We start from the raw sequence: 23,824 nt of genomic DNA on the forward strand, positions 1-23,824 counted from the left end.
AGAAACTGTCTGAATTTGAACCATTTCCCCCAAGTGGCTCGACTCCTATATCCTAATGAGATATTAATGGTGCAGCGCAACAGCGTGATCTAGCTAAAACATGAGACAACTTCGGGTTCGCATTTAGAATTAGCTTCCATAACGGGGGAACAAAATGCGTCAGATAGTTGAAGTCCTGAACGAGCAATCGTTCAGCGTATCGCTAGTGTGTGGGAATGCTTTGACACGCGAGGGACTGCAAAGAATTCTTTCGGCAGAAGGAATTAGCGTAGTAACCTACCAGGATTCCGAAGGATTGATCCAAGCAGATACTCGCGCGGATACCCGCGATTTGGTGGTTGTCGATTGCGATGACCTTGCCGAAGGGTTGCGCGGTGTTGCGGATCTCGTCGATGTGTTCAGCGACCGGCAGCTGGTACTTCTGGCATCGAAATTCGACATGGATTTCATCGTCAGCGCCTTCAATTGCGGGGTACACGGTTTTATACTCAAGGAAATCAGCTGCAATTCGCTCGTCGGATCGCTGAAACTGGTGGCTCTCGGGGAAAAAATCATGCCCAGTCGACTCGCCGATCACCTGCCGAACTGGATCAGCAACGATGTCGTTGCCCAACACCACAAATCCGAAACGCTCGATCTGCTTTCCGAACGGGAGAAGGAGACGCTCCGGTGCCTGGTATCCGGCTATCCCAACAAGATCATCGCACGGCGGATGGATATCAGCGAAGCCACGGTAAAGGTGCATGTGAAGGCGATCCTGCGCAAGCTGGAGGTCCAGAACCGTACCCAGGCCGCGATCTGGGCCGTCAACAACAGGTTGGTGTCGAGCAACGAAAGCCATTTCGATAGCGACTGTGAAAGCGCGGTGCCGCTCGAACTCCAGAAAGAGCCTCACGTGTTGCACGCCCAGTCCTGACCGCCTTGGTTCGGATCATGTTCTGCAGCGCCTATGTATAGGCCGGCACATCCGCCAAATAGAACCGGCCGGGTTCGTAGTTGTTGAGTTGCCGGGAGGTAATCCAGCTCGCGAGTTCATTCGTTTTCGCGATGATGACCAATACGGTTCGGTCGCTCCGTTGAAAAACGCGCGCTTCACCGAAGGCTTTGCACAATTGGTCTCAAATCGGCGGCGCACTGATAGCAATTGAAATGTTGGTAGGGGATGGCGAACCACCGCCGGAGCCGTTCTCGAAAGCTGTTTGGCATTTGCTGTGACGACTCCAATACCTACTTCTGCATTCGGGTCGATCTGATCTGTCTGCATTCACGCAAAGACGCCTGTCCGATGAGCCCATCCTGGCATCGCTACATCCTTGGCCTCGCAGCGCTCCCGCTTATCGCGGGCTGCGGGGGAGGTTCGGGAGGAAGCGGCAGCCCGGCGCCGACCGCTACCGGCACACCGGCCCCGGCACCTGCTCCGGCACCTTCGCCCACTCCGACCCCGACGCCCACGCCCACACCCGCGCCAGGAACTTACGGTGCGTTCGCCAATCCGGACAATGGAGCGGTCCCCGACGCATCCACCCATCCGATCGCGTTCCCGACGGCAATCGGTTTCGGTCGCGTGGCGAGCGTCCGTTCGAGCAATGCGGTCGTTTACAAGATCAATTCGCTGGAAGATTCCGCCAATCCCTCGGACGGCAAGATCACTTACCGCGAATGTGCGCTGGCGCTGCAGGTAACCACACCTTACGCCATTCCGGCGGGCCGCCCCCGCTATTGCCTGTTCGATGTGTCCGGCGCGATCAGTCTTCAATCACCAGCGTGGATTACCACGCCCAGGATCTATATCGCCGGTCAGTCATCCCCGGGAGGCATCGAGTTTCGGTTGGGAGCGAACTACAGCCCGGTTGATTCCCTGATCGATACACGGCGGGGCGGCGATCACATGATCTTACGGCATGTGCGCGTCCGGACCGGCGAGCATCCGAACAGGCCCTCCACCAACGGCGATCCGATCCGCACCAACGCGACCAGCGCACAGATCATCGATCACGTATCGGCCATGTTCGGTACCGACGAAAGTCTGGAGCTGTCGTCCTGCAACAATTGCACCGTCCAGTGGTCGATCATCGGACCGAACATTTGCCGCAATGCCGGCCATACCTCGGCGCTGCACTGCAAGACTTTCTTCCTGAAACCGGCGAACAATGTCACGGTCGCCTATAATCTCAGCCAGCACGGCGAACAGCGCGGTTTGAACATCGCTCCCGGTACGAACCCCCCGGCAGCGGGCGCAACGGCGCAGGCGGACATTTTCAACAACGTGATCTATCACATCACGCAGGAAAACGGACTGCTCTCGGACCAGTTCGCCAGTCCGTTCGTGAACTACATCGGCAATGTGAACTTTCGCGGCCCCCAATACACTCCGCCAAATGAAAACTACTTCGTCACGCTCTATTCGGAGACGACATCGTTTCCTCGCGGTTTCAGCGTCTACATGAAAGACAATGTGACGATGCGAAACCGGATCGCGGGGCAGTTTGGCCAGAACACGACCGATCCGTTCCGAAACGCGGCAGGGTTTTTCAGCGGGACATCGGCCAGCTCGGTCTGCGGGGTCACCGCCGCCGGCGCCCAGAACTGTTCGGTTACCGGCCTCAACGTCATCCAGGATCAGGCGCCCGTTCTGGCTCCGGGCCTGAGCGGGCTGCAATACCAGCCGTGGATGCTGTCGAGCCCGATGCAGGCGATGCGCAATGTCCTCGCCTTCGCCGGAGCGGAACGATGCCGCGAGGGTTCCTGCCGCGATAATGTCGACGCGATGTACATCGACGACGTGCGGACCTGCGACCAGGCGCCCTTCATGTTCCAGACCGGCTGGACATCGACGGTCGCGGCAAGCGGCGGGTTCGCGCAGCTCGTATCGACCGGGGGGAGCAAGACCGACACCGACAACGACGGGATGCCGGACGATTGGGAAAACCAGTTCCAGAACACCAACGCGGCCGTCTGGGATGCAAACGCCGATGCCGATGGCGACGGATATCCCAACATCGAGGAATACCTCAGCCATCTCGCCCGGGACGATGAGCGCTATCGCAACATTTACATGGCCGGCACGGGTGCATTGCCGCAGTACAATTGCGGACGCCCGATGCTGTGACAGGCCGCGGTCCCGTAATGACGGAACCCTTCAGACCCTATGCTGGAATCCTTCCTCCGCCTCTACCTTAAGGTCTAATCCGGAATAGGGTTCGGCCTTCGCGCTCTGCTTCTGTATGAAGGCAGGGAGCAATGGGGAACGACGGTGTATTCCGGTAAGGGGGCTACCAACCAATGCAATTCAGCGACATTGATTTCGTCATTATCGGAGCCGCGAAGTCGGCCACCACCTGGCTGCAAGCACAGCTGCAGGCGGATCCGGAAGTTTACATGCCCGACGCAGAACTTCACTATTTTTCCAGGGAGTACGGCAGGGGCCACGACTGGTATCTATCCCAGTTCGGTGACGCGGGCCCCGGCAAGACCGTGGGCGAGAAATCCAATTCCTACCTTTACGAGCCCGAAGCTGCAAACCGCCTCCACCGCGTGCTCCCCCACGTCAAACTGATCGCGCAGCTGCGCAATCCCGTGGAGCGGGCCTACTCCAATTACTGCATGCTCTTGAGGCGCGGCGAGGTCGGGACGGATATCGAATCCTACCTCGATCCCTCGCAAGGCGAAAATGTCCGGTTCCTGGTCGCTGGAAATTTCGCATCGCACCTGCAGGCCTACGTCGACCTTTTTGGCCGAGAAAGGCTTCTAATCCTGTTTTTCGAAGGCGTGACGAACGCGCCGGAGATGCAGATGTCCCGGGTCCGTGCTCACTTGGGTCTGAAGCCGCAACCTTTGACCCTCGATGGACGGGAAAAGGTCAAGGATCGGTCGGTACCGGTCATCCCCGCCCATTTGCGCAAGCGTCTTGCCTGGATGAAACCGATCGTGCGCCCCCTGCGGGGTGCCGCTGCATTCGAGGCGGTTCGGGGAGCTATTGCGCGCGAAACAGTGTATCCGCCGCTGACGGACGATTTGCGATTGCGACTGAACGAATATTTCAGCCCCTCGATCGAGGCCTTGGAGAAGTTGAGCGGCCAGTCGCTCAGTCATTGGTACGGGCCGGTGCATCAGACCGCCTGACGATCGGCTGCGCTGGCTCGGACAATTGTCGGATCAAGAACACTGCGGGTCGGCCCACAAAGGTCTTACTCAACAGCTTTCGGATCAAGCTCTGAAAAGTCTCAGCCTTGCAAGGCCGCCACGGCTTCCTGCACGACGGAGGTCGCTTGGATATCCTCCAGACGGTCCCTTATGCGCTGCGATTCCGTTTCGTGATTCGCGCCCATCTTCTCGATCTGGTCGATGATCCCGTCGACATCGGCATTCCTGATGTCGAACACGTAACCCTGCTGCCCGAAGTGAAGCGCAAGATCGGAATATTTGGTCGCCCAACCCAGGATGATGGCAGGGACTGCATTCCGGTAAGCGAACACCACCGAATGGTACCGTGAGGCGACCACATATTTGAATCGCGCTATCATATCGATCAATTCCGGACTGGAATATTCTCCGGAAATCAAGTTGAATTTTGCCCTGCTCCTGGTCTTGGCAAGGATGCCCTCGACGAGATCTTCGTCAACGGTCGAGGTGGTCAGAATATAGACCTTCTCCCCATCGTCGGCCAGTTTATCGAGCATTCTCGCGTAGAGATTGAGAACGGTATCGGGATCGCCGACCCGGAACAGGTTTTCATTCACGATAAAGCCGACGGAGCCTTGATCCGGATAGCTTGCATTCCGCGCATCATGATCCGCGAGGATCTGATCCGCGTCGGGAAAGAATTTTTCCCGGATAACGAGGTCCGCCGACAGTTCGACATTTTTGAGGCCGAGGGACTTCAGGCATTCATACCCCTCCCTCTCGCGTGCGTATATGCGCGAGGCGTACTGCAACCCCTCCTTGACCTCTTCGAGGAAGTCCGCATCATCGTCCTGGGTGCCCCAGTCGAACGGTCCAAAGCTTTGCGGCATCAGGATTATCTTCGTATCGTAACGCTTCGCGGTCTTGATCGTGTCCAGCAACCGCCTGCCGCCCTTCTTGCTCCAACCGGAGCCAAGGGTGTAGCCGCTCGCGTCGAAAATGGCATCGGCGTCCCGAATGGCCGCTGTCATTTCCCGGGGAGTGTCATTCCACTTGTCGTTTTTCTTAAGCCGACTGGCCAAATAGGTCAGGATGGGCGTCAACAACGGAATGTCGTTCAAATGGTATTTGAACAGGAACCGGGTGTAGTCGTCGTACGGCAATAACTTGAAGGCGTATTGGTCGGGTGCATCAACCTTGAAGGCAAAACCCGTTACTTCGCAGTCTTTGTAAATGGATTTCAGGCCCCAATACAAAGATAGAAACATGGCTTGGGAGCCTTTGTTTCGCATCTGGATTCCGGTCACGATAAACTTTTTCATGTACGGTGCCCTTCCACGCGTCGTTCACCTCTTCGGTTCGGTCTAATCAAATTGCCTTACAAATCACTTTACCAGCAGCGACCTACTTCATTCGTCGCATTCTCAATTCGTGTTCGTTGACCACAAGCTTCCGGTCTCGGCACCGATAACGATCGAGGCCATTTCTGGAGCTATGTCGATGAAATCTTGATCAAGCCGTCAGCCAGCTTTGCCAATATCGCCCCCTATTTGCTACGGTACTGTCTGATGTTCCACGGCGCACTTGCGAAATCGGACTAACTCATTTGGAATCATGGGGAAGGCCCCTGCTGGAGCCGATCCAATTTCCGGGACTCTTTGGGAAGGGGGGCTGGAGCGGGTAGCGGGAATCGAACCCGCATCACTAGCTTGGAAGGCTAGGGCTTTACCACTAAGCTATACCCGCCCGCTTGCCGCGCTATTACGCGGCGGTAGGGCCATGCGCAAGCGGTTCGGCGCGCTTGCCATCATCGGCGCGGATTCGTCAACCACTGGCTGCATATTTCGCCGCAGCAAAGCCTAATCGTCTTCGGCGATCGTCTCGACGAGTGTAGGCGCCGCTGTTTCCGCGGCCGGTGTTGCGCCGTCAACCGGGGAAGCCGAGCCGGATACCGCGATCGCGACATCGACCCGCCGGTTGGCCGCGCGGCCCTCCTCGTTCGGGGTTCCGTCAAGATTGGCATTGGGTTGGACTGGACGCATCTCGCCAAGGGCGATCACTTCGATCCGTTCTTCCGCGACCCCGTTTTCAACCAGATAATCCCGCACGGCTTCCGCCCGCTGACGGGAAGCGCGCAAGTTACCCTCGTCGTTCCCGGTCGAATCGGTGTGGCCGCGCAGGGTAACCGGTCCGCCAGCCCTCATCTGTTCCGATTGGAGAATGGAAGCGATCTGTGCCCGCGCGGCTTCGCCCAACTGTGTGCCGCCTTCCGCGAAGCTGACGCTGGCTTCCAGCGGGGCGAGCGGAGCTTCGACGCGGGCGACTTCGGCCTCGGGCCGGAAGATCGAGACCTTTTCTTCCGGTGTTGCCTCCGGCTCGGGCGTTGCGGCCGGCTCCGGCTGGTTTCGGTCACACGCAACAAGCGCCAGCGACGAAATCGCGACGGTAAGGGCGGCGGTGAGTTTGGTTCTGGTCATAGTCATGCTGGTTGGGCTTTCGGCCCGCGTTTCTCCGCATTCTTCGCTGCCGCCTGCTCGGCAGTGATTTTCTGCGGTGGTGAGAAGGAAATGATGATGTCCCCGGCGCGCGGCTCGGGCCGGGAAGCGTGAGTGAAAAAGCGCATGGTTCCGCTTTCCCGCAGCAGCAGGAGCATGTGCGTGGATTCCGGCAGTTTTTCCTGTGCGTCCGCAAATTTGAATTCATCGGACAATTTGGTCTGGCGGAATATCCACCCGTCCGCCTGCCGCTGGTTCACATCCTCGACCCCGAACCCGGATTCGAACAACGCGCGGCCGCGCAGCGAATCGGGAAGCTTCCGGTGGTCGTCCTGCCCGACCGCCTCGCCAAGCTGGTAGACCGCATCGCGCCCGATCTCATAGGCGAATTCGTTACAGACCAGCGCGTTGTACGCTTCATTTTCAGTTGCGGCGACCAGCACTTGGAACGGACCAAGATCGAGGTTATGCTCGGTCGCTTCGTTGAGTATCTCGCCATGGTAGAATGGCAACCCTTTCTGCCGTGTTGCCGACAGGCGCTGCCAACTGGGATCCACCACCAGCACCGGGGTCTTCAATTTGTGCAATTGCTCGGCCAGTGCGATCGTCCACGGAGTGCTGCCGACGATCAGCAGGCCCGGGCGCGACACCCCTTTCACCTTGAGCCACTTGGCGACCAAATCGATGGTAAAGCCGTGCGCGACGATGGTCACCACCACGACCGCGAAACTGAGGCCGATCAGCACATTCCCGTCGGCATAACCTAGTTCCGCCAGCCGCAACGCAAACAGGCCGGAGATCGCCACCAGCACGATGCCCCGCGGCGCGATCCACGCAAGGAACAGTCGCTCGTTCCACGGCACCGAACTGAACGCCAGGCTGATCAGGATTGTGGCCGGGCGCACAACGAACAGCAGCGCCGCGAGGAACAGGCCGAACCGCCAGTTGAAATAGGCCATGTCCTCGACCTTGAGCGATGACGCCAGCAGGATGAAGATACCCGAGACGAGGATTACGGCGATGTTCTGCTTGAAGGGATGAATGCTGCGGAGGCTGGACACGTTCATGTTGGCGAGCGCAATCCCCATGACGGTCACCGCCAGCAGTCCGGCTTCGTGCTCGATCTGGTTCGACGCCACGAACACCGCGATGACCGTCGTCAGCAGGACCGGGACCTTGAGGTATTCGGGTATGACACCGCGCGGAAATGCCCAGGCGATAACCTTGGCGGCGGCGTAACCGATCAGGCCTGCGACGACTGCGGCAATGATCAGCGGCGGAACGACCTCGAAGATGGTCGCGTCGGGAAATTCGTTGAGCTTGCGGAAATATTCATAGGCAATCACCGCGCACAATGCGCCGGTGGGATCGTTGACGATGGCTTCCCATTTGAGGATCGATGCCGGACGCGTCTGGATAGATGACTGCCGCAGCAGCGGGATAACAACCGTCGGCCCGGTAACCACCAGGATACCGCCGAAGAGGACCGCGACGGGCCAGTTCAAGCCGGCAATCCAGAAACCGGCAAACGAACCGAACGCCCAGCCAAGCAGGACCCCGAGCGTGGCCAGACGGACCACGCCGGCACCGGCATGGCGCAATTCGCGCAGATCGAGGCTCAGCCCGCCTTCGAACAGGATCAGCGCGACCCCGATCGCAACCATCGGTTCCAGCAGGTCGCCGAATGCGTGTTCGGGATCGAAAATGCCAAACACTGGCCCGGCTAGGAATCCTGCCGCCAGCATCAGGACGATGGCCGGCCAACCGGTACGCCAGGCGATCCATTGGGCGCCGATACCCAGCACGCCCACCAGGGCGATCACGATTGCCTGTTCTTCCATTGAACCCCTTATGCAGCCCCAGGCGCGCGGCACAAGGGTGCCGGGTCGAGGGAGCGTTCAGGGGGTCAATGCATGAAGCGGCGATTATGTCCCTGGCTAGTCGCCCGCGAACTGCATGATTGCTTCGACCGACAGGCCGGCGCGGCGGAGACTGGCCGCCCCGCCGAGATCGGGCAGGTCGATCACGAACAGCGCGTGGTCAACCCGCGCGCCGGCCATGCGCAGCAATTCCGCTGCCGCCAGGGCTGTGCCTCCCGTCGCGATAAGATCGTCGACGATGATCACGTTCTGGCCGTCCGTTATGGCCGCGGGATCGACCTCAAGCCGGTCGGTTCCGTACTCCAGCGCGTAATCGACGCCTATGGTTTGAATTGGCAATTTGCCCGGCTTGCGCACCGGCACGAAGCCGATACCCAGCTTGACCGCCACGGCGGCGCCGAAGATGAAACCGCGGGCTTCCATCCCGGCAATCGCTTCCGCCCCCGCCAACTCTGCGCGCCGTGCCAGATTGTCGACTGTCGCCGACAAGCCCGGTCCATGTCCGATCAGGGTGGTGATGTCGCGGAACTGAATGCCCGGTGCGGGGAAGTCGGGGACAGTGCGAACCAGCCGTTTGAGCGCGTCGGAATCCATGCTTTCAGTCCCTGAAATGAACGGGCCCCTCGCATCGCCGTGATGCAAGGGGCCCGATGTCTCGAATGCCTTGAAACCGACTTCGGCTGGGGATCAATCCTTCGCCTTGGCGGCTTTCTTCGGTTTGACCGCTGCCCAGACCTGCTGCTTGGCGAAATAAGCCAGGATCGTCGCGAACAGCACGAAGCCGAGCACCGCAAAGCCGGTCTGGCGGCGTTTGACCAATGTCGGTTCCGCCGTCCAGGTCAGGAAGGCGGCAACGTCGGTGGCCATCTGGTCCACGGTCGGTTCGGGGTTGCCTTCGCCATAAGTAACCTGCCCGTCCAGCGCCAGTGGTGGCGCCATAGCGATGTTGAGGTTCGGGAAATACCGATTGTAATTCAAGCCCGGTGGCGTGGTGAAATTCGGGAACTGCTGGGTCAGTTCAGCGGGCGGTTCCGAATAGCCGGTCAACAGCGAGTGAACATACGCGCTGCCGTCATGACGGGCTTTGGTGATCAACGAAAGATCAGGCGGAATGGCGTTGTTGTTCGCCGCAGCCGCCGCCACGGTGTTGGGATAGGGCGACGGGAAGTAGTCCGTTGCAAGACCCGGGCGGGTGGTGGCTTCACCGGTGGCAGGATCGATCCCGGGAACCTGGAAGCTGGCGGCTTCGGCCTTGATCTGGCCTTCGTCGTAACCAAGCTGCGCCAGGTCGCGAAAGGCGACGAATTTCAGCGAGTGGCAGGCGGAGCAGACTTCCTTGTACACCTGGTAGCCGCGCTGCAGCTGCGCTTCGTCGAAGGTGCCGAAAACGCCGTTGCTCGGCAGGTCCAGCTCTTCAGGATGTTCGTAGAACACCTTCTCGGCGGTGGCTTCGCCCAGACCTTCGGTCGCGGCCACGAAGGCTCCGTTACCAAAGGACCAGAGCACCGCCACGGCGAAGAACAAACCAGTCAGAATTCCGAAGAGGCGGATCATGTCAGTCGCTTTCTACTAATTTTACCGATTGCCAGCGCGTTCAATTCGCGGCTGCCGGAGCGGTGTCCTTGTCGGACCCCAATACCGATTCCGTGATGGAATAGGGCAATGGCTTGGGCTTTTCGATCGACGACACGATCGGCAGGATCACCAGGAAATGGAGGAAGTAATACGCGGTCGCCAGCTGGCTGAACATCACGTACGGCTCCTCCGCCGCAGCGCCGCCGAGCCAGAACAGCACGGCCATGTCGACCACCAGAATCCAGAAGAAAATCCGGAACAGCGGCCGGTAGTGGCCCGAACGTACGGGTGATTTGTCGAGCCATGGCAGGAAGAACCACACCAGGATCGCGGCAAACATCGCCAACACGCCCATCAGCTTCGCGGGAATGAAGAAGAAGTCGATCGTGAAGGCGCGGAGGATGGCGTAGAATGGCCAGAAATACCATTCGGGCACGATGTGCGCCGGGGTCGAGAGCGGGTTCGCTTCGATATAATTATCCGGGTGGCCGAGGAAGTTCGGCAGGAAGAACACCATCCCGAGGAAGAACAACAGGAATACCCCGAGCCCGAAGCCATCCTTCGCCGTGTAATATGGGTGGAACGGTAGGGTGTCGGCTTCCGTCTTGATTTCCACGCCCGTCGGGTTGGACGAACCGGGGATGTGCAGCGCCCAGATATGCAGGATGACAACGCCGGCGATCACGAACGGCAGCAGGAAATGCAGGCTGAAGAAGCGGTTGAGCGCGGCGTTGTCCGGCGCAAATCCGCCGAGCAGCCAGACCTGGATCGGCTCACCCACCAGCGGAATGGCGCCGAACAGGCCAGTAATGACTTTCGCGCCCCAGAAGCTCATCTGACCCCATGGCAACACGTAGCCCATGAAGGCGGTTGCCATCATCAGCAAGAAGATGACCACGCCCAGCAGCCAGATCATCTCGCGCGGGGCCTTGTAGGATGAATAGAAGAAGCCGCGGAAAATATGCAGATAGACCACGACGAAGAAGAAGCTGGCGCCGTTGGCGTGCGCATACCGCATCAGCCAGCCCCAGTTTACATCGCGCATGATGTGTTCAGTCGTCGCGAAGGCGACCAGTGCATTCGGCGCGTAATGCATCGCCAGGACCACACCGGTAATGATCTGCATCACCAGGCAGAAGCCTGCGAGGACACCGAAGTTCCACATGTAGCTCAGGTTACGCGGAACGGGATAGCCGGCACCGATTGCGCCATAGATCAAGCGCGGCAGGGGAAGCTTCTCGTCGAGAAACTTCATCAAGCCGTTGGTCGGCTGGTATTCGCGGGCCCAGGGGAAACTCATATCTTGCCTCTTACCTTCAGCCGACGACGATTACGGTGTCGGACGTGAATTGATATTCCGGCACCACCAAGTTCAGGGGTGCAGGGCCTTTACGGATTCGTCCGGCGGTGTCGTAATGCGAACCATGGCACGGACAGAAATAGCCGCCATATTCACCTTTGTTTTCACCTTCGGCGGCGCCAAGCGGGACGCAGCCGAGATGGGTGCAGACGCCCATCGTGACCAGCATGTCGCCATGACCTTCCTTGGTCCGGTCGGCCAGCGAAGCCGGGTCGCGAAGTTCGGAAACCGCAACCCCGTTGGCTGCATTGATCTCGGCTGGTGTCAGGCGGCGCACGAACAGTGGCTGTTTGCGGAACACCGCCTTGATTGCCTGGCCCGGTTCGATCGCGCCGACGTCGAGTTCGGTGGTGCTTTCGGCGAGCACGTCAGCGGATGGCGCCATCTGGCTGATTAACGGATAGATCACCGCCACCGCGCCCACGCCGGCAAAACTGACTGCCGCAATATTGATGAAATCGCGCCGCCGGACCCCGTCTTCGCCGGGCACGCCGGTTGCGGCGTCCAGGTGTTCCGGGTTCGCGGTGCCAGTTGTATCAGCCATTCATCCAGCCTTGTTCAAATAGTCCATTGCCCGCGGCCCAACAGCAGCATCGGGATCCCGGTGTCGAGATGCGCCCCGCCATGAAGCCTGCCGGACGCATAATCTAGAAATCCCCGCCCGACACCGGTTTGGGCGCGCTGATAGCCTTGATTGCCTGTGCTGCCAACCGCATTTTTGGCACGGTGCGTTCGGTTTTCCGCAATCCTGTCATCACGACATTATGACCCGCCCGGAAGCGCGGCAACCCAGACCAAAGGGCAGGGCTTTCACGGCGAGCCTGGCAGGCCGATCAGGCTGATCTGGCGGCCGTAGGTGTTCTCACCCGAATGAACCGACCGCCGGTAGGAGAAAAAGCGGCAGGGATCGCTGTAGGTATCGAGCCCCAGCCGGTCGATTGATTTCACTCCGCTGGCCGCCAGGCGTGACGCGGCGTACCCCTCGAGGTCGAAGTGGTGGTGCCCCGGTTTGCCGGGTACGAAAAACTCCTCGCCATCCGCGCCGAAGCGGTCCCGGAACGCCTCGTCCACTTCATAGCTGGCCTGCGCGATGCACGGCCCGATCGCGGCGCGGATACGGGCAGGCACCGCGCCCAATTGCTCCATCGCCGCGACGGTGGCGGCGATCACCCCGTCATGCGCGCCGCGCCACCCGGCATGGGCGGTGGCAACTACGCCCGCCTCCAGGTCCGCCAGCAGCACCGGCGCGCAATCGGCGGTGACGATGCCGAGCAGCAGGCCCGGCTCGTCCGTCACGACAGCGTCGGCACGGGGCCGGTCCGCCAGCGTCCATGCGCGGCGGACGATTACAGCGTCGGGGGAATGTACCTGGTAAGGGGTAACCAGTTCGGCGCCGGGCAGCACTGCAGCCGCGGCAAGCGCTCGGTTGCGCATCACGGCATCGTCATCATCCCGCGAACCCAGCCCTACGTTGAGGCCCGCCGTAACCCCGGTCGAGACACCGCCGCGCCGTCCCAGGAAACCGTGCGGGACTGCGCCAAGTGCAGTAGACCGGATGACTTCGACCGGTTCAGCCAAGGCTGCGGTTCACTTGCTCGAACGTGTCCCGCGACAGGGACGGGGCCGCGGCAATCCGTTCCAGCTGGGCCCGCATCAGTCCGGCGCGGACCGGCTCCAGCCGCCGCCAACGGCCCAGCGGGGTAACAAACCGCGCCGCCGTCTGCGGGTTCAGGGGATCGAGCGCCAGGATCAGGTCGGCAATCATCCGGTACCCCTGCCCATCCGCTGCGTGAAAGGCGTGCGGATTGCCCGCAAACGCCATGTACAGCGACCGCACCCGGTTGGGATTACGCAGGGTGAAATCGGGATGATCCGCCAGCGCCTTCACATGCTCCAGCGCTTGCGGGTGGGTGGAGGAAGCCTGCAGCGCGAACCATTTGTCGATTACCAGGTCATTGCCTTTGTAGCGGCGGTAGAAATCGATCAGCCGGTCGGTCCGCGCTGCGGTCTGGAGGCCGCACAGCACCATCAGCGCGCCCTGCCGGTCGGTCATGGTGTCGGCCGTATCATATTGCGCCGCCGCCCGCTTCGAAGCCTCCTCAGCATCGGCTGCCGCCAGGAACACCAGCGCCTGCGTCTTGACCTTGCGCGCGCCGCGAGCCGCTGCAACCGACGAATGCGTCGCCGCGCTGGCATTGGTGTGCAGGTCCGACAGTTCCGCCCCCAGCTGCGTTCCAAGCCAGGCCTTCAAACCCTCCCGCTCGGCATGGATGCGCGCCGGATCGGAAATCGGCAACTGTTCGGCAAGGTACGTCTGGCCCGGCAGCATCATCAGCTCGCCGCGCATCGAATCGTCGATTGCCGGGTCGGTCAGCACTGCGCGCATTGCCGCGGTGATGTCGGTCCTCACCTCGCTGCGGGCGGCATCGCCCAGCCCTTCGCCCGCCGCCAGTGTCAGATGGCCGACGACAAGGTCCTGCATCGCTTCGTACCGGGCGAACGGATCATCGTCATGCGCTGCAAGGAAGACCAGTTCCTCGCGGCTGATCGGGCGGTGGATTGTCACCGGCGCGGAAAAACCGCGGTTGATCGACACGACCGGGCGTTGGGCGAAGCCTTCGAAGTCGAAGCTGGCTTTGGCCTGGTCCAGCACCACCAGCTGTTCGCCCGAATGGGTGCCGGTCGCCTGATCGAACAGTGCGAGCCGCAGCGGGATCGGCATCGGCTGCTTGTCCGGCTGGCCCGGGGTGACGGGAACGGTCTGCCTGAGGGACAGCGTCGCAGTGTCGCCTTCATGCGTCAGGCTCACATCCACTCGCGGCGTCCCGGCCTGCCGGTACCACAAGCGGAACGCGGCGAGATCGATGCCCGCGCCGTCCTCCATCGCCTTGACGAAATCCTCGCAGGTCGCCGCTTCCCCGTCGTGCCGTTCAAAATAGAGGTCCGTGCCTTTGCGGAACGATTCGGGGCCGACCATCGTGCGGATCATCCGGATGACTTCGGCGCCCTTGTTGTAGATCGTCGAGGTGTAGAAATTGGAGATTTCCTGAAAACTGTCGGGACGGATCGGATGCGCCAACGGTCCGGAATCCTCGGGAAACTGGACCGACCGCAGGATTCGTACATCCTCGATCCGCTTGACCGCTTCGCCCTGCATGTCCTGGCTGAACAGCTGGTCGCGCAGCACGGTGAAGCCTTCCTTCAGGGACAGCTGGAACCAGTCGCGGCAGGTGATCCGGTTGCCCGACCAATTGTGGAAATATTCATGCGCGATGACCCCTTCGATCGCGTCGTAATCCCCGTCGGTCGCGGTTTCCGTATCCGCCAGGACATACTTCGTGTTGAAGATGTTGAGGCCCTTGTTCTCCATCGCCCCCATGTTGAAATCGCTCACCGCAACAATATTGAACAGGTCGAGATCGTATTCGCGCCCGAAGGTTTCCTCGTCCCATTTCATCGACGCCTTGAGCGATTCCATGGCGTGTTCGGTCCGCGGCAAATCATCCGCGCCGTCTTTGCCTGTGCGGACATAGATATTGAGCGCGACCTTGCGGCCGGACGCGGTGGTGAAGCTGTCCGAATTGGCGCTCAGGTCGCCGGCCACCAGCGCGAACAGGTAGGACGGCTTGGGCCACGGATCGTGCCATTCCGCCCAATGCGCGCCGTCCGCCCCCTCGCCATCAGCAACCATATTGCCGTTCGACAGCAGCACCGGAAACAGCGCCTTCGGCCCTTCCATCCGCACGGTATAGGTCGAAAGGACATCGGGCCGGTCGGGATAGAATGTGATCCGGCGAAACCCCTCTGCTTCGCACTGGGTGCACAGCATCGCATTCGAGGCATAAAGCCCCATCAGCTGGGTGTTCGCCGAAGGGGCCAATTCGGTGACGATAGTGATTTCGTGACTGTCGCCGGGCAGAGACAGGATCAGATTGCCGTCCTGTACCGTCCAGCTGGGTGACAGTTCGCCATCGACCGAGACCGAGAGTGGCACCAGCCCGTCGCCGTTGAGCAGGATCGTGGCGGAAGTTTCTGCCGCGGGGTTCCGCGTGACCGTCAGCGTCGCGGTCACCCGGGTGCGTTCCAGCCCCAGTTCGAACGCCAGCCGGGTTTCGGGCACCAGCCAGGAGAACGGCTTGTAATCCTCCCGCCGGATGACGGGCGGCGCCTTTGGCTCCACGGCGGCATCGGCCATTTCGGGGTTGCTGTCGGTGGCGGACGGGTTGCGGGCTATATCCATGGACTGCCTCCTAAGTCCTTTCCTTCGCGGTTCCAATGCCTACAACACGCGGGATGGCACATATGTTCATCTTCGGTCTTGGCTATACCGCCGGACGCATCGCTGCGGCCTTGCGCGCGCGCGGCTGGGTGGTGGAAGCCACTGGCAGTGCCGGGGATGTCGATTTCGCCGACGGGGCCGCGGTGCGGGACGCGCTGACCCGGGCGAGCCATGTCCTTTCTTCCGTCCCGCCAGCTGACGATTCCGATCCAGTACTGGGCCGCTACGGCACCGACCTGACACACCAATGGCTCGGCTACCTTTCGTCAACCGGGGTGTATGGTGACGCGGGAGGTGCATGGGTCGATGAAACCGCGGCAACCGGCACTGGCCGGCGGACCGCGCGCGCGGGAGCCGACGCGCGCTGGCAGACGCGCGGCGCGCGGGTGTTCCGCCTGCCGGGTATCTATGGCCCTGGCCGCAACGCCCTGACCCGGGTCCGGGAAGGCCGCGCGAACCGGATCGACCTGCCGGGGCAGGTGTTCAGCCGGGTCCATGTCGATGACATCGTCAGCGGCGTCATCGCCGGGCTGGATGCTCCTGCCGCAGCCTACAATTTGTCCGACGATCTGCCCACCAGCCAGAATGCCGTGATCGAGGAAAGTTGCGCCTTGCTGGGCCGCGATCCGCCGACGCTGCTGACGCTGGAGGAAGCACAGCTTTCCCCGATGGCACGGGGCTTTTACGGGGAGAACCGACGCGTCGCCAACGGCAAGGCCAAGCGTGTGCTGGGGTGGCAGCCAGCCTATCCCGATTACCGGGCAGGCCTGCGCGCGCTGATGGCGTCAGACGTGCTTGGCCCTCAGGGCGAGTAACATCCCCGCTAATGCCAGCACTGATCCGGCAACCGCCAGCAGCGACCATTCATACCCTTCGATAAAGGTCGAGATCAGCATCGCGATCACCACCACGAACAGGCTGTTGTAGGCCGCCCTGCCCGCGCCGATCTGCCGCACCAGCGTGTAATAGAGCGGAAACGTGACCACCGATCCGGCCAGCGCCAGCCAGACCATGCCGAACCAGTAATCGGGGTCGGAGGGGAAGACCGGCGGGCCAGCGGTAAACCACGCGAGCGTGAAATCCGCGATCACTCCGTATAACATCGACCATGCCAGCAGGCTGACCATCGCCAGCGAGCGGCCGGTCGGGTTGGCCTGCACCACATTGGCGACCGATGCCGACAGGATTCCGCCAATTGCCAGCCCGATGCCCAGTGGAATGTTGCCGCCCAGTGGAGAAATGCGCGCTTCGTGCACCAGCAGCAACACGATGCCTGCGATCGCCACCAGGCTTCCCAGCAGGAACCGTGCCGTGAGCTGCTGTCCGAGCAGGGCCCGCCCGAGCAGCGCGTTGGGCACCATCAGCAAACCGAACATCACCGCGACGATGCCCGAAGTCAGGTGCAATTCCGCGCGGTAGACGAAATTGAAATTGAGGCAGAACTGGCTGAGGCCGATGAACACCGCCAGCAAGTGCCCGTTTCGGCCGATACGAAGCGATTTGCCAGTAAACAGCGCCAAGGCGAACATGCACGGCGTCGCCAGCATGAACCGCCAGGTCACCGACCAGCTGGGCGGAACCTCGTCGATCTGGCCGGTGATCACCCACCAGGTCGAGCCCCAGATCAGGGCGACCAGCAGGAACGGCAGCGCCACCTGCGGTCTCAGCAGCGCATGCGGCGGGTTTTCGCTCATAGGGAAGCAAGCGCCTTGGCAAGGGCGAGTGCATCGTCCGGCCTTGTATTCCACGCGGTCACGAACCGTCCGGCGCCGGTACCCCAATCGTAGAAGCCGAAGCCCTGCCCGCGCAGCGCGGCGCGTTCTTCGGCGCTGCAGCGCACGAACAGTTCATTGGCTTCGACTGGATGCAGCAGGCGATCCCCGGCAGCCCCGGCAATTTCCTGCGCTGCGGCGTTGGCGGCGCGGGCATTGGCAAGCCACAGCCCGCCCTCGACCATCGCCAGGATCTGCGCGGCGAGGAACCGGCCCTTCGATTGCAGTTGCCCGGCACGTTTGAGCCGGAAACGGGCGACATCGGCAAGGCCGGGCGCGAAAAACACGATCGCTTCCGCGTTCATGCCGCCGTTTTTCACGCAGCCGAAACTGAGCGCATCGACCGGCCCGGCAGCCTCGGCGGCGGAGCACCCCAGAAACGCGGCAGCGTTGGCAAAGCGTGCGCCGTCCATGTGCAGCGGTAAGGCCCTTTCCCGCGACAAGGCGCCAATCGCGGCCAGTTCAGCCGGGCGGTAGGCGCGGCCATATTCGCTCGCTTGCGTGATCGAGATTGCGTGGGGGTGGACCTGATGGACCCCCTCCCGCACCGCATCCGCCACAGCGGCGATGGTTTCGGGCGTGAGTTTCGCGCCGTCGCCGTCGGCCAGCAGCAGCTTCGCACCGTGAAGGTAGAACCCCGGCGCGCCGCCTTCGTCCATCTCGATATGCGCTTCGCGGTGGCAGATCACCCCGCCATGCGGCTGGACCATGGTGCCGAGCGCAAGGCAGTTCGCCGCCGTGCCGGTGGCGGCCCACAAGACGGAACATTCCCGGGCGAACAACTCTCCGAACGCATCGTCCATCCGGCGCGACAGTGCGTCGCCGTCATAGGGTGCGTCGGCGGTGTCCGCAGCTTTCATTGCTTCCCAGACCGCGGGGTGGACGCTGGCGGCATTATCGGACAGGAACTGTTTGCCTCGGCTCATCACCCACCGCCCTTAGCTGGCCCGCCGTCCAGCGCAAGCCCGCGCGTTTCGCGCATCAAGGAGAACCATCGATGGATGCACCCGGTGTCCGCATTACCCGCCACGATTCGGCCAGCAGCGGCGAATATCACGCCCATGTCTCCGGCAGCGAAGCCGTCGGCCGCCTGACCTGGGTCACCCGCAGCGACGGGGCACGCGTCGCCGAACACACGCTGGTTCCGCGCGAAATCGGCGGGCGCGGAATTGCCGGGCTGCTGGTGAAGGAACTGGTCGCCGACGCGCGCGAACAGGATTTCCGCATCGTTCCCCAGTGCAGCTATGTCGCGGCCAAGTTCGACGAGCACCCCGAATGGGCCGACCTATTGGCCTAGCTCGGAAAAATCGGTGCGGGCGATGCTCGTCAGGACGGCGCGGCGCAGTTCTTCCGCTAGGTCGGGTGCAATGCCGCTGACCGCCATGGTCCCGCCCGCAAGCCCGAGGTGCAGCGTCGCATAGCCCCGCTTGCGGCCAAGGATGTGCTGGCTGATTTCGACCGACTGCAGCTTTGCCCGGCTAGCGATCGACAGTTTCGGCACCAGCCAGCCGCTGCCGATGAACAGCTGCGACGGCGACAGCGCATGGCGTTCGAACCGCCACAGATAAACCTGCCGCAGTCCGAGGAAAACAGCGGCAGCCAAGGGCACCAGTGCCAGCCACGGACGGTCCAGAGCGATGGTCACAACGGCCACCGGGGCGAGCAGGAAGGCGCTGGCGACGGCGCTGTCGATCCGGGCGTTTGCGGCCCCGCGCTGCCATGCCAGATCCTCGGACGGCGGTTCGAATCCTGCTTCGGCAATGATCGGGCGCAGTTCGTCCATCTGGCCAAACGGTGCCACCACGTGGTTCGACGATCCGCTGTCTTGCGCCATGCTGACAAAGCTCAGTCCGTGCCAGCCCAACCGGCCGCGCACCAGGCCGGTCCCGATGCGGACCGCTTGTACACGGTGCACCGGCATCACCACGTCGGTCCGTGTCAACAGACCGCGGCGGCGGCGGAAGCCCTTGGCGGTGCGTTCCAGCAGGAAACCCCAATCGCGCAGGACCGTGCGCACCAGCCCGGTCGCCACCCCGACCACCAACAGCGATGCGAGGCCGAGGATTGCCCCCAGGATCCGGGCGGAGGGGCCGAGGTTTTCGAGCTGTCCGAATGGTCCGGCAAAAAGCTTCTGCCATCCTTCCAATTCCCAGATGTCGAACGGCAGGAAATCCCCGAAAGTCTGCAAGGCACCGCCGATTACCGCGACAACGGCGAGCGAGAATTCGAACATCCCGAAGGTCAGCAGCCGGCGCGGGCCCATGGCGAACAGGACCTTCGCGGGTTCCTCGACCGGCGTTGCGGTGTCGGCATTGGCCGAAGCTTCCGCGCGGGTTTCCGCCCCGGCACCATCCTTGCGCGCCCGGACAACGTCACGCAGTCGTTCGCCTTCCTCCTCCGACAGATATTGTAGCGACAGCTCGTCCTTGCCCCCGGCACCGGTTTCGAACCGGACCTGGACCAGCCCGAACAGCCGCGGGAGCAGCGACTGTTCCAGGCTGACGTCCTGAATCCGCTCGAACGGCACCGACCGTGCGGCGCGGGACAGGATGCCGCTTTCGACCCGGATATCGGTCTCGCCCACAGTGTAGGTCAGCCGCCGCCAGTGGAGATAGGCAAAGCCCGCGCCCGCCGCCGCGATGAATACGCCGAGGCCAAGCGCCGCCAGCAGGCCGAACGTTTCGTCCCGCATGCTGTAACCAACCGCCACCATCGGCAGGATCGCGCGCTGGAGCCCCTGCAATCCCTGCGTCACGAAGCCCAGCGGGTTCGTTCGTTGCGGCACATTGCGGGTCTCTGAGATCGGCCCGGTGTCGGGGTTCGCGGGCGTCACACCGTCTCCCGCTTGATGTGGGCGCGGATCGTCTCGCGCATCACCAGCGCGTCTTCGTTCAGCAGGCCCGGCAGGTGTACCGAGGCGTTATGGCTGCCGGCGGTGTGCAGGGTCAGCGTCGCCAGCCCGTAGACCCGTTCGAGCGGCCCCTGGTTGACGTCGATATGCTGGACCCGCCCGAACGGCACGGCCGTGTCCGAGCGGAACAGCAATCCGCGCACTACCCGCAGCCGGTCTGCGCCCATCGCGTATCCGCGCGCCTGATAGCGGCGTAGCGGCACGCGGATGATCAGGATGGCGGCCGCGAGCACCACCGGTACGGCGAACAACCCCGTCGGGACCAGCTGCGCGCTTTCGAGCACCAGAGAACCGATGACAAACGGCACGGCGGTCAGGGCGATCACGATCCGCAGCACCTTCACATGATTGGGATGCAGCGGGGTCAGTGCATCGTCGTCATGGTCGGGCGCTTGCCAGGGCGAGGTTACCGAGGAGGCAGCTGGAATCGGGTCGGGTTTCGGAAGCGCGGCGTCCGGTGCGGTCGGGGGTGTTTCGTCCATGGTGCCTTAGATGGCTAATACGCTGGCGACTGGCAAGGAGCATTTGCAGCCCCGACACCCCGCCGGGTGCCCGCCATACGCAGAGGATTGACCTACACGCAGGATCGGGCAATCGCTCGTTCGGGGAGATGATACCGTTGGACAGATTCGAACTTGCGCTGACCTTGGTCAGCTGCGCCGCCTTCATGGCCGTGGTCGCGGCGATTTCGTGGAGGATGGCGCGCGGCAGCGTTTCCTCGCAGGAGGGGTACTTCCTCGCCGGACGTAATCTCGGCGGGATTTTCATCGCCGGATCGCTGCTGCTGACCAACCTGTCCGCCGAGCAGCTGATCGGCCTCAACGGGTCCGCCTACGGTTACAACATGTCGAGCATGGCGTGGGAAGTAACTGCCGCGATCTCGACCATCGCGATGGCGCTGATTTTCCTGCCCCGGTATCTGAAGGGCGCGTTCACCACCCTGCCGGAATTCCTGGCGGACCGGTACGATCCGCAGGTCCAGCGTATGTCTGCCGTCCTGTTCCTGCTCGGCTACGGTCTCGTGACGATCCCATCGGTGCTCTATTCCGGATCGCTGGCGGTGATGAAGATTTTCGATGTGCCAGTACTGTTCGGGATCGGCGAATTCCCGGCCTTGGTCGCAATGGTGCTGGTGACCGGCGTGACCGGCGCAATCTACGCGGTGTTCGGCGGGATGAAGGCGGTCGCGGTGTCGGACACGATCAACGGCATCGGCCTGCTGATCGTGGGCGTGCTGGTGCTGGTGCTCGGCTTGCTGGCGCTGGGGGGCGGAGAATTCCTCACCGGCCTGTCCCGCCTGGCCGCGGATCATCCGGAGAAACTGAACGCGATCGGCGGGCCGGAAGACCCCACGCCGTTCGGGACGCTGTTCACCGGCATGATCATCGCCAATTTGTTCTACTGGTGCACCAACCAGTACGTGATCCAGCGCACGCTCGCCGCCCGATCTTTGGCGGAAGGGCAAAAGGGAGTGCTGCTGTCCGGGTTCTTCAAGGTGCTGGTGCCGTTCCTGATGATGATCCCGGGAATCATCGCGTTCCATCTCTACGGTCCGGGCCTCGCGACGATCGACCTCGCGTTTCCGCAGCTGGTGAAGGACCTGTTCCCGATCTGGCTGATGGGTTTCTTCCTCGCGGTGCTTCTGGGCGCGGTGTTCAGTTCGTTCAATTCGCTGGTCAACAGCGCGGCGACGCTGTTCTGCCTCGACATCCTGCCGTCGATCACGTCGAAGACCTATGACGACGCAGCGATTGTCCGGATCGCGAAGATCGCCAGCATCGTGGTTGCGCTATTTTCCTTCGCCGTCGCGCCGCTGCTGTACTTCGCTCCCGACGGGCTGTGGCAGATCATCCGTATCTTCACCGGGTTCTACAATATCCCGATTATCACCATCGTCCTGGTCGGCCTGTTCACCCGCCGGGTGCCGGCGCTCGGGGCCAAGCTGGTGATCGTGTTCCACGTGATCGCCTACGGCATCATCAAGTTCGCGCTGGCGGACGTGGTGACGCTCCACTTCCTCCACCTTTACGGCGTGCTGTTCGTGATCGAACTCGGGATCATGCTGGCGGCGACGTGGATTCGCCCGCGGCCGGAACCGTGGAGCTTTGTTTCGCGCCAGCGCACCGACCTGACACCGTGGCGCGGCGCGATCCCCACGGCGATCCTGCTGGGGAGCCTGGTTGTCGCGATCTACCTGATGTTCTCGCCCATCGGCCTTGCCGGTGACGGTCCGCTTACCGGCACGTTCTGGACGCTGATTGCCCTGCTCGCGGCGGGCAATATCGGCTGCTGGTGGCTGGCTGCGCGAAATGGTGCTGCTGGAGAGAATTGAACTCTCGACCTCAGCCTTACCAAGGATGCGCTCTACCACTGAGCTACAGCAGCACACCATTTCGCGTATTCCTGCCAAGGGGCGGCGAAAGCGGCCCATGGCAGGGGCGCGCTATTGGCTGGTGGACCTGTGGTTGTCAAGGACGGTCTGACCGACAAACCGAAGGGCGCGCTTGCGTTAGGGCGCGCATCGCGGCAATCGGCGTGTCACCATGGCAAATGACCCGCAAAAGCTAACCAGGCAGGAACGTCTCGCGGCCAAGCTGCGTGAAAATCTGCGCCGCCGGAAAGCCCAGACCCGCGCGCTGCAAGAAAATACTGCCGGGGAGGCGGGTGATTCGCCCCCTGCCACCCTTCCCAAAGACAGCGCCAAAAGCTAACCATCCCGCCTGATCAACGCAGGAGCCTGACTTGCCGACCCTTATTCTCGTCCGCCATGGCCAGAGCCAATGGAACCTGGAAAACCGCTTCACCGGATGGTGGGACGTGGACCTGACCGACCTGGGCGTGGAAGAAGCGAAGGCGGCGGGCCGCTTGCTGGCGGAAAAGGGCGTGATGCCGACACGGGCGTTCACCTCGGTCCAGACCCGCGCGATTCGGACCCTGCACCTCGCCTTGGCAGAAGCCGACCGGCTGTGGATCCCAGAAACCAAGGACTGGCGCCTGAACGAACGCCATTACGGCGGCCTGACCGGCCTCGACAAGCAGGAAACCCGCGAGAAGCACGGCGACGAACAAGTCCACATCTGGCGCCGTAGCTTTGACGTACCCCCGCCGGCGATGGACGCAGGCAGCAAATACGATCTTTCGGGCGATCCGCGTTATGCCGGCATCACCATCCCGAACACCGAAAGCCTCAAGCTGACGATCGAGCGGGTGCTGCCCTATTGGCAGAGCGATATCCTGCCGGTGCTGGCCAGCGGCGAGACAGTGATCATCTCCGCCCACGGCAATTCGCTGCGCGCGCTGGTGAAGCACCTGTCCGGCATCTCGGACGACGATATCACCGGCCTCGAGATTCCCACCGGCCAGCCGATCATCTATGAATTCGATGACACCATGACGCCGGGCGAACGATATTACCTGAAGGACGGCTGAG

The 23,824-nt window shown here is 62.1% G+C and carries 21 protein-coding genes and 2 tRNA genes; 8 read left to right on the top strand and 15 right to left on the bottom strand.

Translation table 11 applies throughout. The features are described from left to right. Window positions 1–295: 295 nt before the first annotated feature. The 3 genes from GRI65_RS07695 to GRI65_RS07705 all read left to right on the top strand — a co-directional run bounded on the left by GRI65_RS07695 (window position 296) and on the right by GRI65_RS07705 (window position 4,122). Window positions 296–916 (top strand): LuxR C-terminal-related transcriptional regulator, encoded by a 621-nt coding sequence (locus GRI65_RS07695; protein ID WP_160755947.1) that lies wholly within the window; start codon window positions 296–298, stop codon window positions 914–916. 369 nt (window positions 917–1,285) lie between these two features. Then, entirely contained in the window at window positions 1,286–3,109 is a 1,824-nt protein-coding gene (locus GRI65_RS07700; protein WP_160755948.1) for a hypothetical protein, read from the top strand. A 173-nt stretch (window positions 3,110–3,282) separates the two neighbouring features. Then, entirely contained in the window at window positions 3,283–4,122 is an 840-nt protein-coding gene (locus GRI65_RS07705) for a sulfotransferase family protein (protein ID WP_160755949.1), read from the top strand. A 101-nt stretch (window positions 4,123–4,223) separates the two neighbouring features. Here the strand turns inward: GRI65_RS07705 and GRI65_RS07710 are convergent, their stop codons facing one another. From GRI65_RS07710 to pepN, 10 genes are all read right to left on the bottom strand, one after another. Then, window positions 4,224–5,444, bottom strand: coding sequence for a polysaccharide pyruvyl transferase family protein (locus GRI65_RS07710; protein ID WP_332872616.1), 1,221 nt, complete (start codon window positions 5,442–5,444; stop codon window positions 4,224–4,226). A 350-nt stretch (window positions 5,445–5,794) separates the two neighbouring features. Next, window positions 5,795–5,868 (bottom strand) — tRNA-Gly (locus GRI65_RS07715). A 113-nt stretch (window positions 5,869–5,981) separates the two neighbouring features. Then, window positions 5,982–6,599 (bottom strand): OmpA family protein, encoded by a 618-nt coding sequence (locus tag GRI65_RS07720; protein WP_160755951.1) that lies wholly within the window; start codon window positions 6,597–6,599, stop codon window positions 5,982–5,984. Between the two features lie 2 nt (window positions 6,600–6,601). Then, window positions 6,602–8,458, bottom strand: coding sequence for a cation:proton antiporter (locus GRI65_RS07725; protein WP_160755952.1), 1,857 nt, complete (start codon window positions 8,456–8,458; stop codon window positions 6,602–6,604). A 96-nt stretch (window positions 8,459–8,554) separates the two neighbouring features. Then, window positions 8,555–9,091, bottom strand: a complete 537-nt coding sequence (locus GRI65_RS07730; protein ID WP_160755953.1) for an adenine phosphoribosyltransferase — start codon at window positions 9,089–9,091, stop codon at window positions 8,555–8,557. Window positions 9,092–9,184: 93 nt separating this feature from the next. After that, window positions 9,185–10,051 carry a cytochrome c1 gene (locus GRI65_RS07735; RefSeq protein WP_160755954.1) on the bottom strand — a complete coding sequence of 289 codons (867 nt, stop codon included), beginning with the start codon at window positions 10,049–10,051 and terminating at the stop codon, window positions 9,185–9,187. Between the two features lie 40 nt (window positions 10,052–10,091). Next, window positions 10,092–11,372, bottom strand: a complete 1,281-nt coding sequence (locus tag GRI65_RS07740) for a cytochrome b (protein WP_160755955.1) — start codon at window positions 11,370–11,372, stop codon at window positions 10,092–10,094. 16 nt (window positions 11,373–11,388) lie between these two features. Next, window positions 11,389–11,976, bottom strand: coding sequence for a ubiquinol-cytochrome c reductase iron-sulfur subunit (gene petA / locus GRI65_RS07745; RefSeq protein WP_160755956.1), 588 nt, complete (start codon window positions 11,974–11,976; stop codon window positions 11,389–11,391). A 266-nt stretch (window positions 11,977–12,242) separates the two neighbouring features. Next, window positions 12,243–13,010 carry a peptidoglycan editing factor PgeF gene (pgeF, locus tag GRI65_RS07750; protein ID WP_160755957.1) on the bottom strand — a complete coding sequence of 256 codons (768 nt, stop codon included), beginning with the start codon at window positions 13,008–13,010 and terminating at the stop codon, window positions 12,243–12,245. Further along, the gene (pepN, locus tag GRI65_RS07755) at window positions 13,003–15,672 is read right to left on the bottom strand and encodes an aminopeptidase N (protein WP_160755958.1); all 2,670 of its coding nucleotides are present in this window, start codon (window positions 15,670–15,672) and stop codon (window positions 13,003–13,005) included. The genes pgeF and pepN overlap by 8 nt, the downstream gene beginning before the upstream one ends. Window positions 15,673–15,725: 53 nt before the next feature. On the opposite strand from pepN, the gene GRI65_RS07760 reads away from it, so the two are divergent. Then, window positions 15,726–16,526 carry a Rossmann-fold NAD(P)-binding domain-containing protein gene (locus tag GRI65_RS07760; protein WP_160755959.1) on the top strand — a complete coding sequence of 267 codons (801 nt, stop codon included), beginning with the start codon at window positions 15,726–15,728 and terminating at the stop codon, window positions 16,524–16,526. Here the strand turns inward: GRI65_RS07760 and GRI65_RS07765 are convergent. Further along, window positions 16,497–17,405 (bottom strand): DMT family transporter, encoded by a 909-nt coding sequence (locus tag GRI65_RS07765; RefSeq protein ID WP_160755960.1) that lies wholly within the window; start codon window positions 17,403–17,405, stop codon window positions 16,497–16,499. The two genes, GRI65_RS07760 and GRI65_RS07765, sit on opposite strands and share 30 nt — an antisense overlap. Continuing rightward, window positions 17,402–18,409 carry a threonine aldolase family protein gene (locus GRI65_RS07770; RefSeq protein ID WP_160755961.1) on the bottom strand — a complete coding sequence of 336 codons (1,008 nt, stop codon included), beginning with the start codon at window positions 18,407–18,409 and terminating at the stop codon, window positions 17,402–17,404. Before GRI65_RS07770 ends, GRI65_RS07765 begins: the two co-directional genes overlap by 4 nt. A gap of 71 nt (window positions 18,410–18,480) precedes the next feature. Between GRI65_RS07770 and GRI65_RS07775 the strand changes: the two genes are divergently transcribed. After that, window positions 18,481–18,780 carry a GNAT family N-acetyltransferase gene (locus tag GRI65_RS07775; RefSeq protein WP_160755962.1) on the top strand — a complete coding sequence of 100 codons (300 nt, stop codon included), beginning with the start codon at window positions 18,481–18,483 and terminating at the stop codon, window positions 18,778–18,780. Here GRI65_RS07775 and GRI65_RS07780 read toward each other — a convergent pair. Both GRI65_RS07780 and GRI65_RS07785 read right to left on the bottom strand, forming a co-directional pair. Then, the gene (locus GRI65_RS07780) at window positions 18,769–20,316 is read right to left on the bottom strand and encodes a PH domain-containing protein (protein ID WP_332872617.1); all 1,548 of its coding nucleotides are present in this window, start codon (window positions 20,314–20,316) and stop codon (window positions 18,769–18,771) included. The genes GRI65_RS07775 and GRI65_RS07780 overlap by 12 nt on opposite strands. Then, entirely contained in the window at window positions 20,313–20,876 is a 564-nt protein-coding gene (locus tag GRI65_RS07785) for a PH domain-containing protein (protein ID WP_160755963.1), read from the bottom strand. The genes GRI65_RS07780 and GRI65_RS07785 overlap by 4 nt, the downstream gene beginning before the upstream one ends. A gap of 137 nt (window positions 20,877–21,013) precedes the next feature. Between GRI65_RS07785 and GRI65_RS07790 the strand changes: the two genes are divergently transcribed. Next, complete coding sequence (locus GRI65_RS07790) at window positions 21,014–22,726, top strand: solute:sodium symporter family transporter (RefSeq protein ID WP_232843998.1); 1,713 nt, start codon at window positions 21,014–21,016, stop codon at window positions 22,724–22,726. Here GRI65_RS07790 and GRI65_RS07795 read toward each other — a convergent pair. Then, window positions 22,705–22,779, bottom strand: a tRNA-Thr gene (locus tag GRI65_RS07795). The two genes, GRI65_RS07790 and GRI65_RS07795, sit on opposite strands and share 22 nt — an antisense overlap. Before the next feature lie 158 nt (window positions 22,780–22,937). Between GRI65_RS07795 and GRI65_RS15125 the strand changes: the two genes are divergently transcribed. Further along, window positions 22,938–23,105, top strand: coding sequence for a hypothetical protein (locus GRI65_RS15125; protein WP_202391222.1), 168 nt, complete (start codon window positions 22,938–22,940; stop codon window positions 23,103–23,105). 31 nt (window positions 23,106–23,136) lie between these two features. Then, window positions 23,137–23,823: a 2,3-diphosphoglycerate-dependent phosphoglycerate mutase gene (gene gpmA / locus GRI65_RS07800; RefSeq protein ID WP_160755965.1), complete on the top strand. Its 687-nt coding sequence runs from the start codon at window positions 23,137–23,139 to the stop codon at window positions 23,821–23,823. The last annotated feature ends 1 nt before the right edge of the window (window position 23,824 follow it).

It is taken from the genome of Allopontixanthobacter sediminis, from assembly GCF_009828115.1.
Classification (GTDB): domain Bacteria; phylum Pseudomonadota; class Alphaproteobacteria; order Sphingomonadales; family Sphingomonadaceae; genus Allopontixanthobacter; species Allopontixanthobacter sediminis.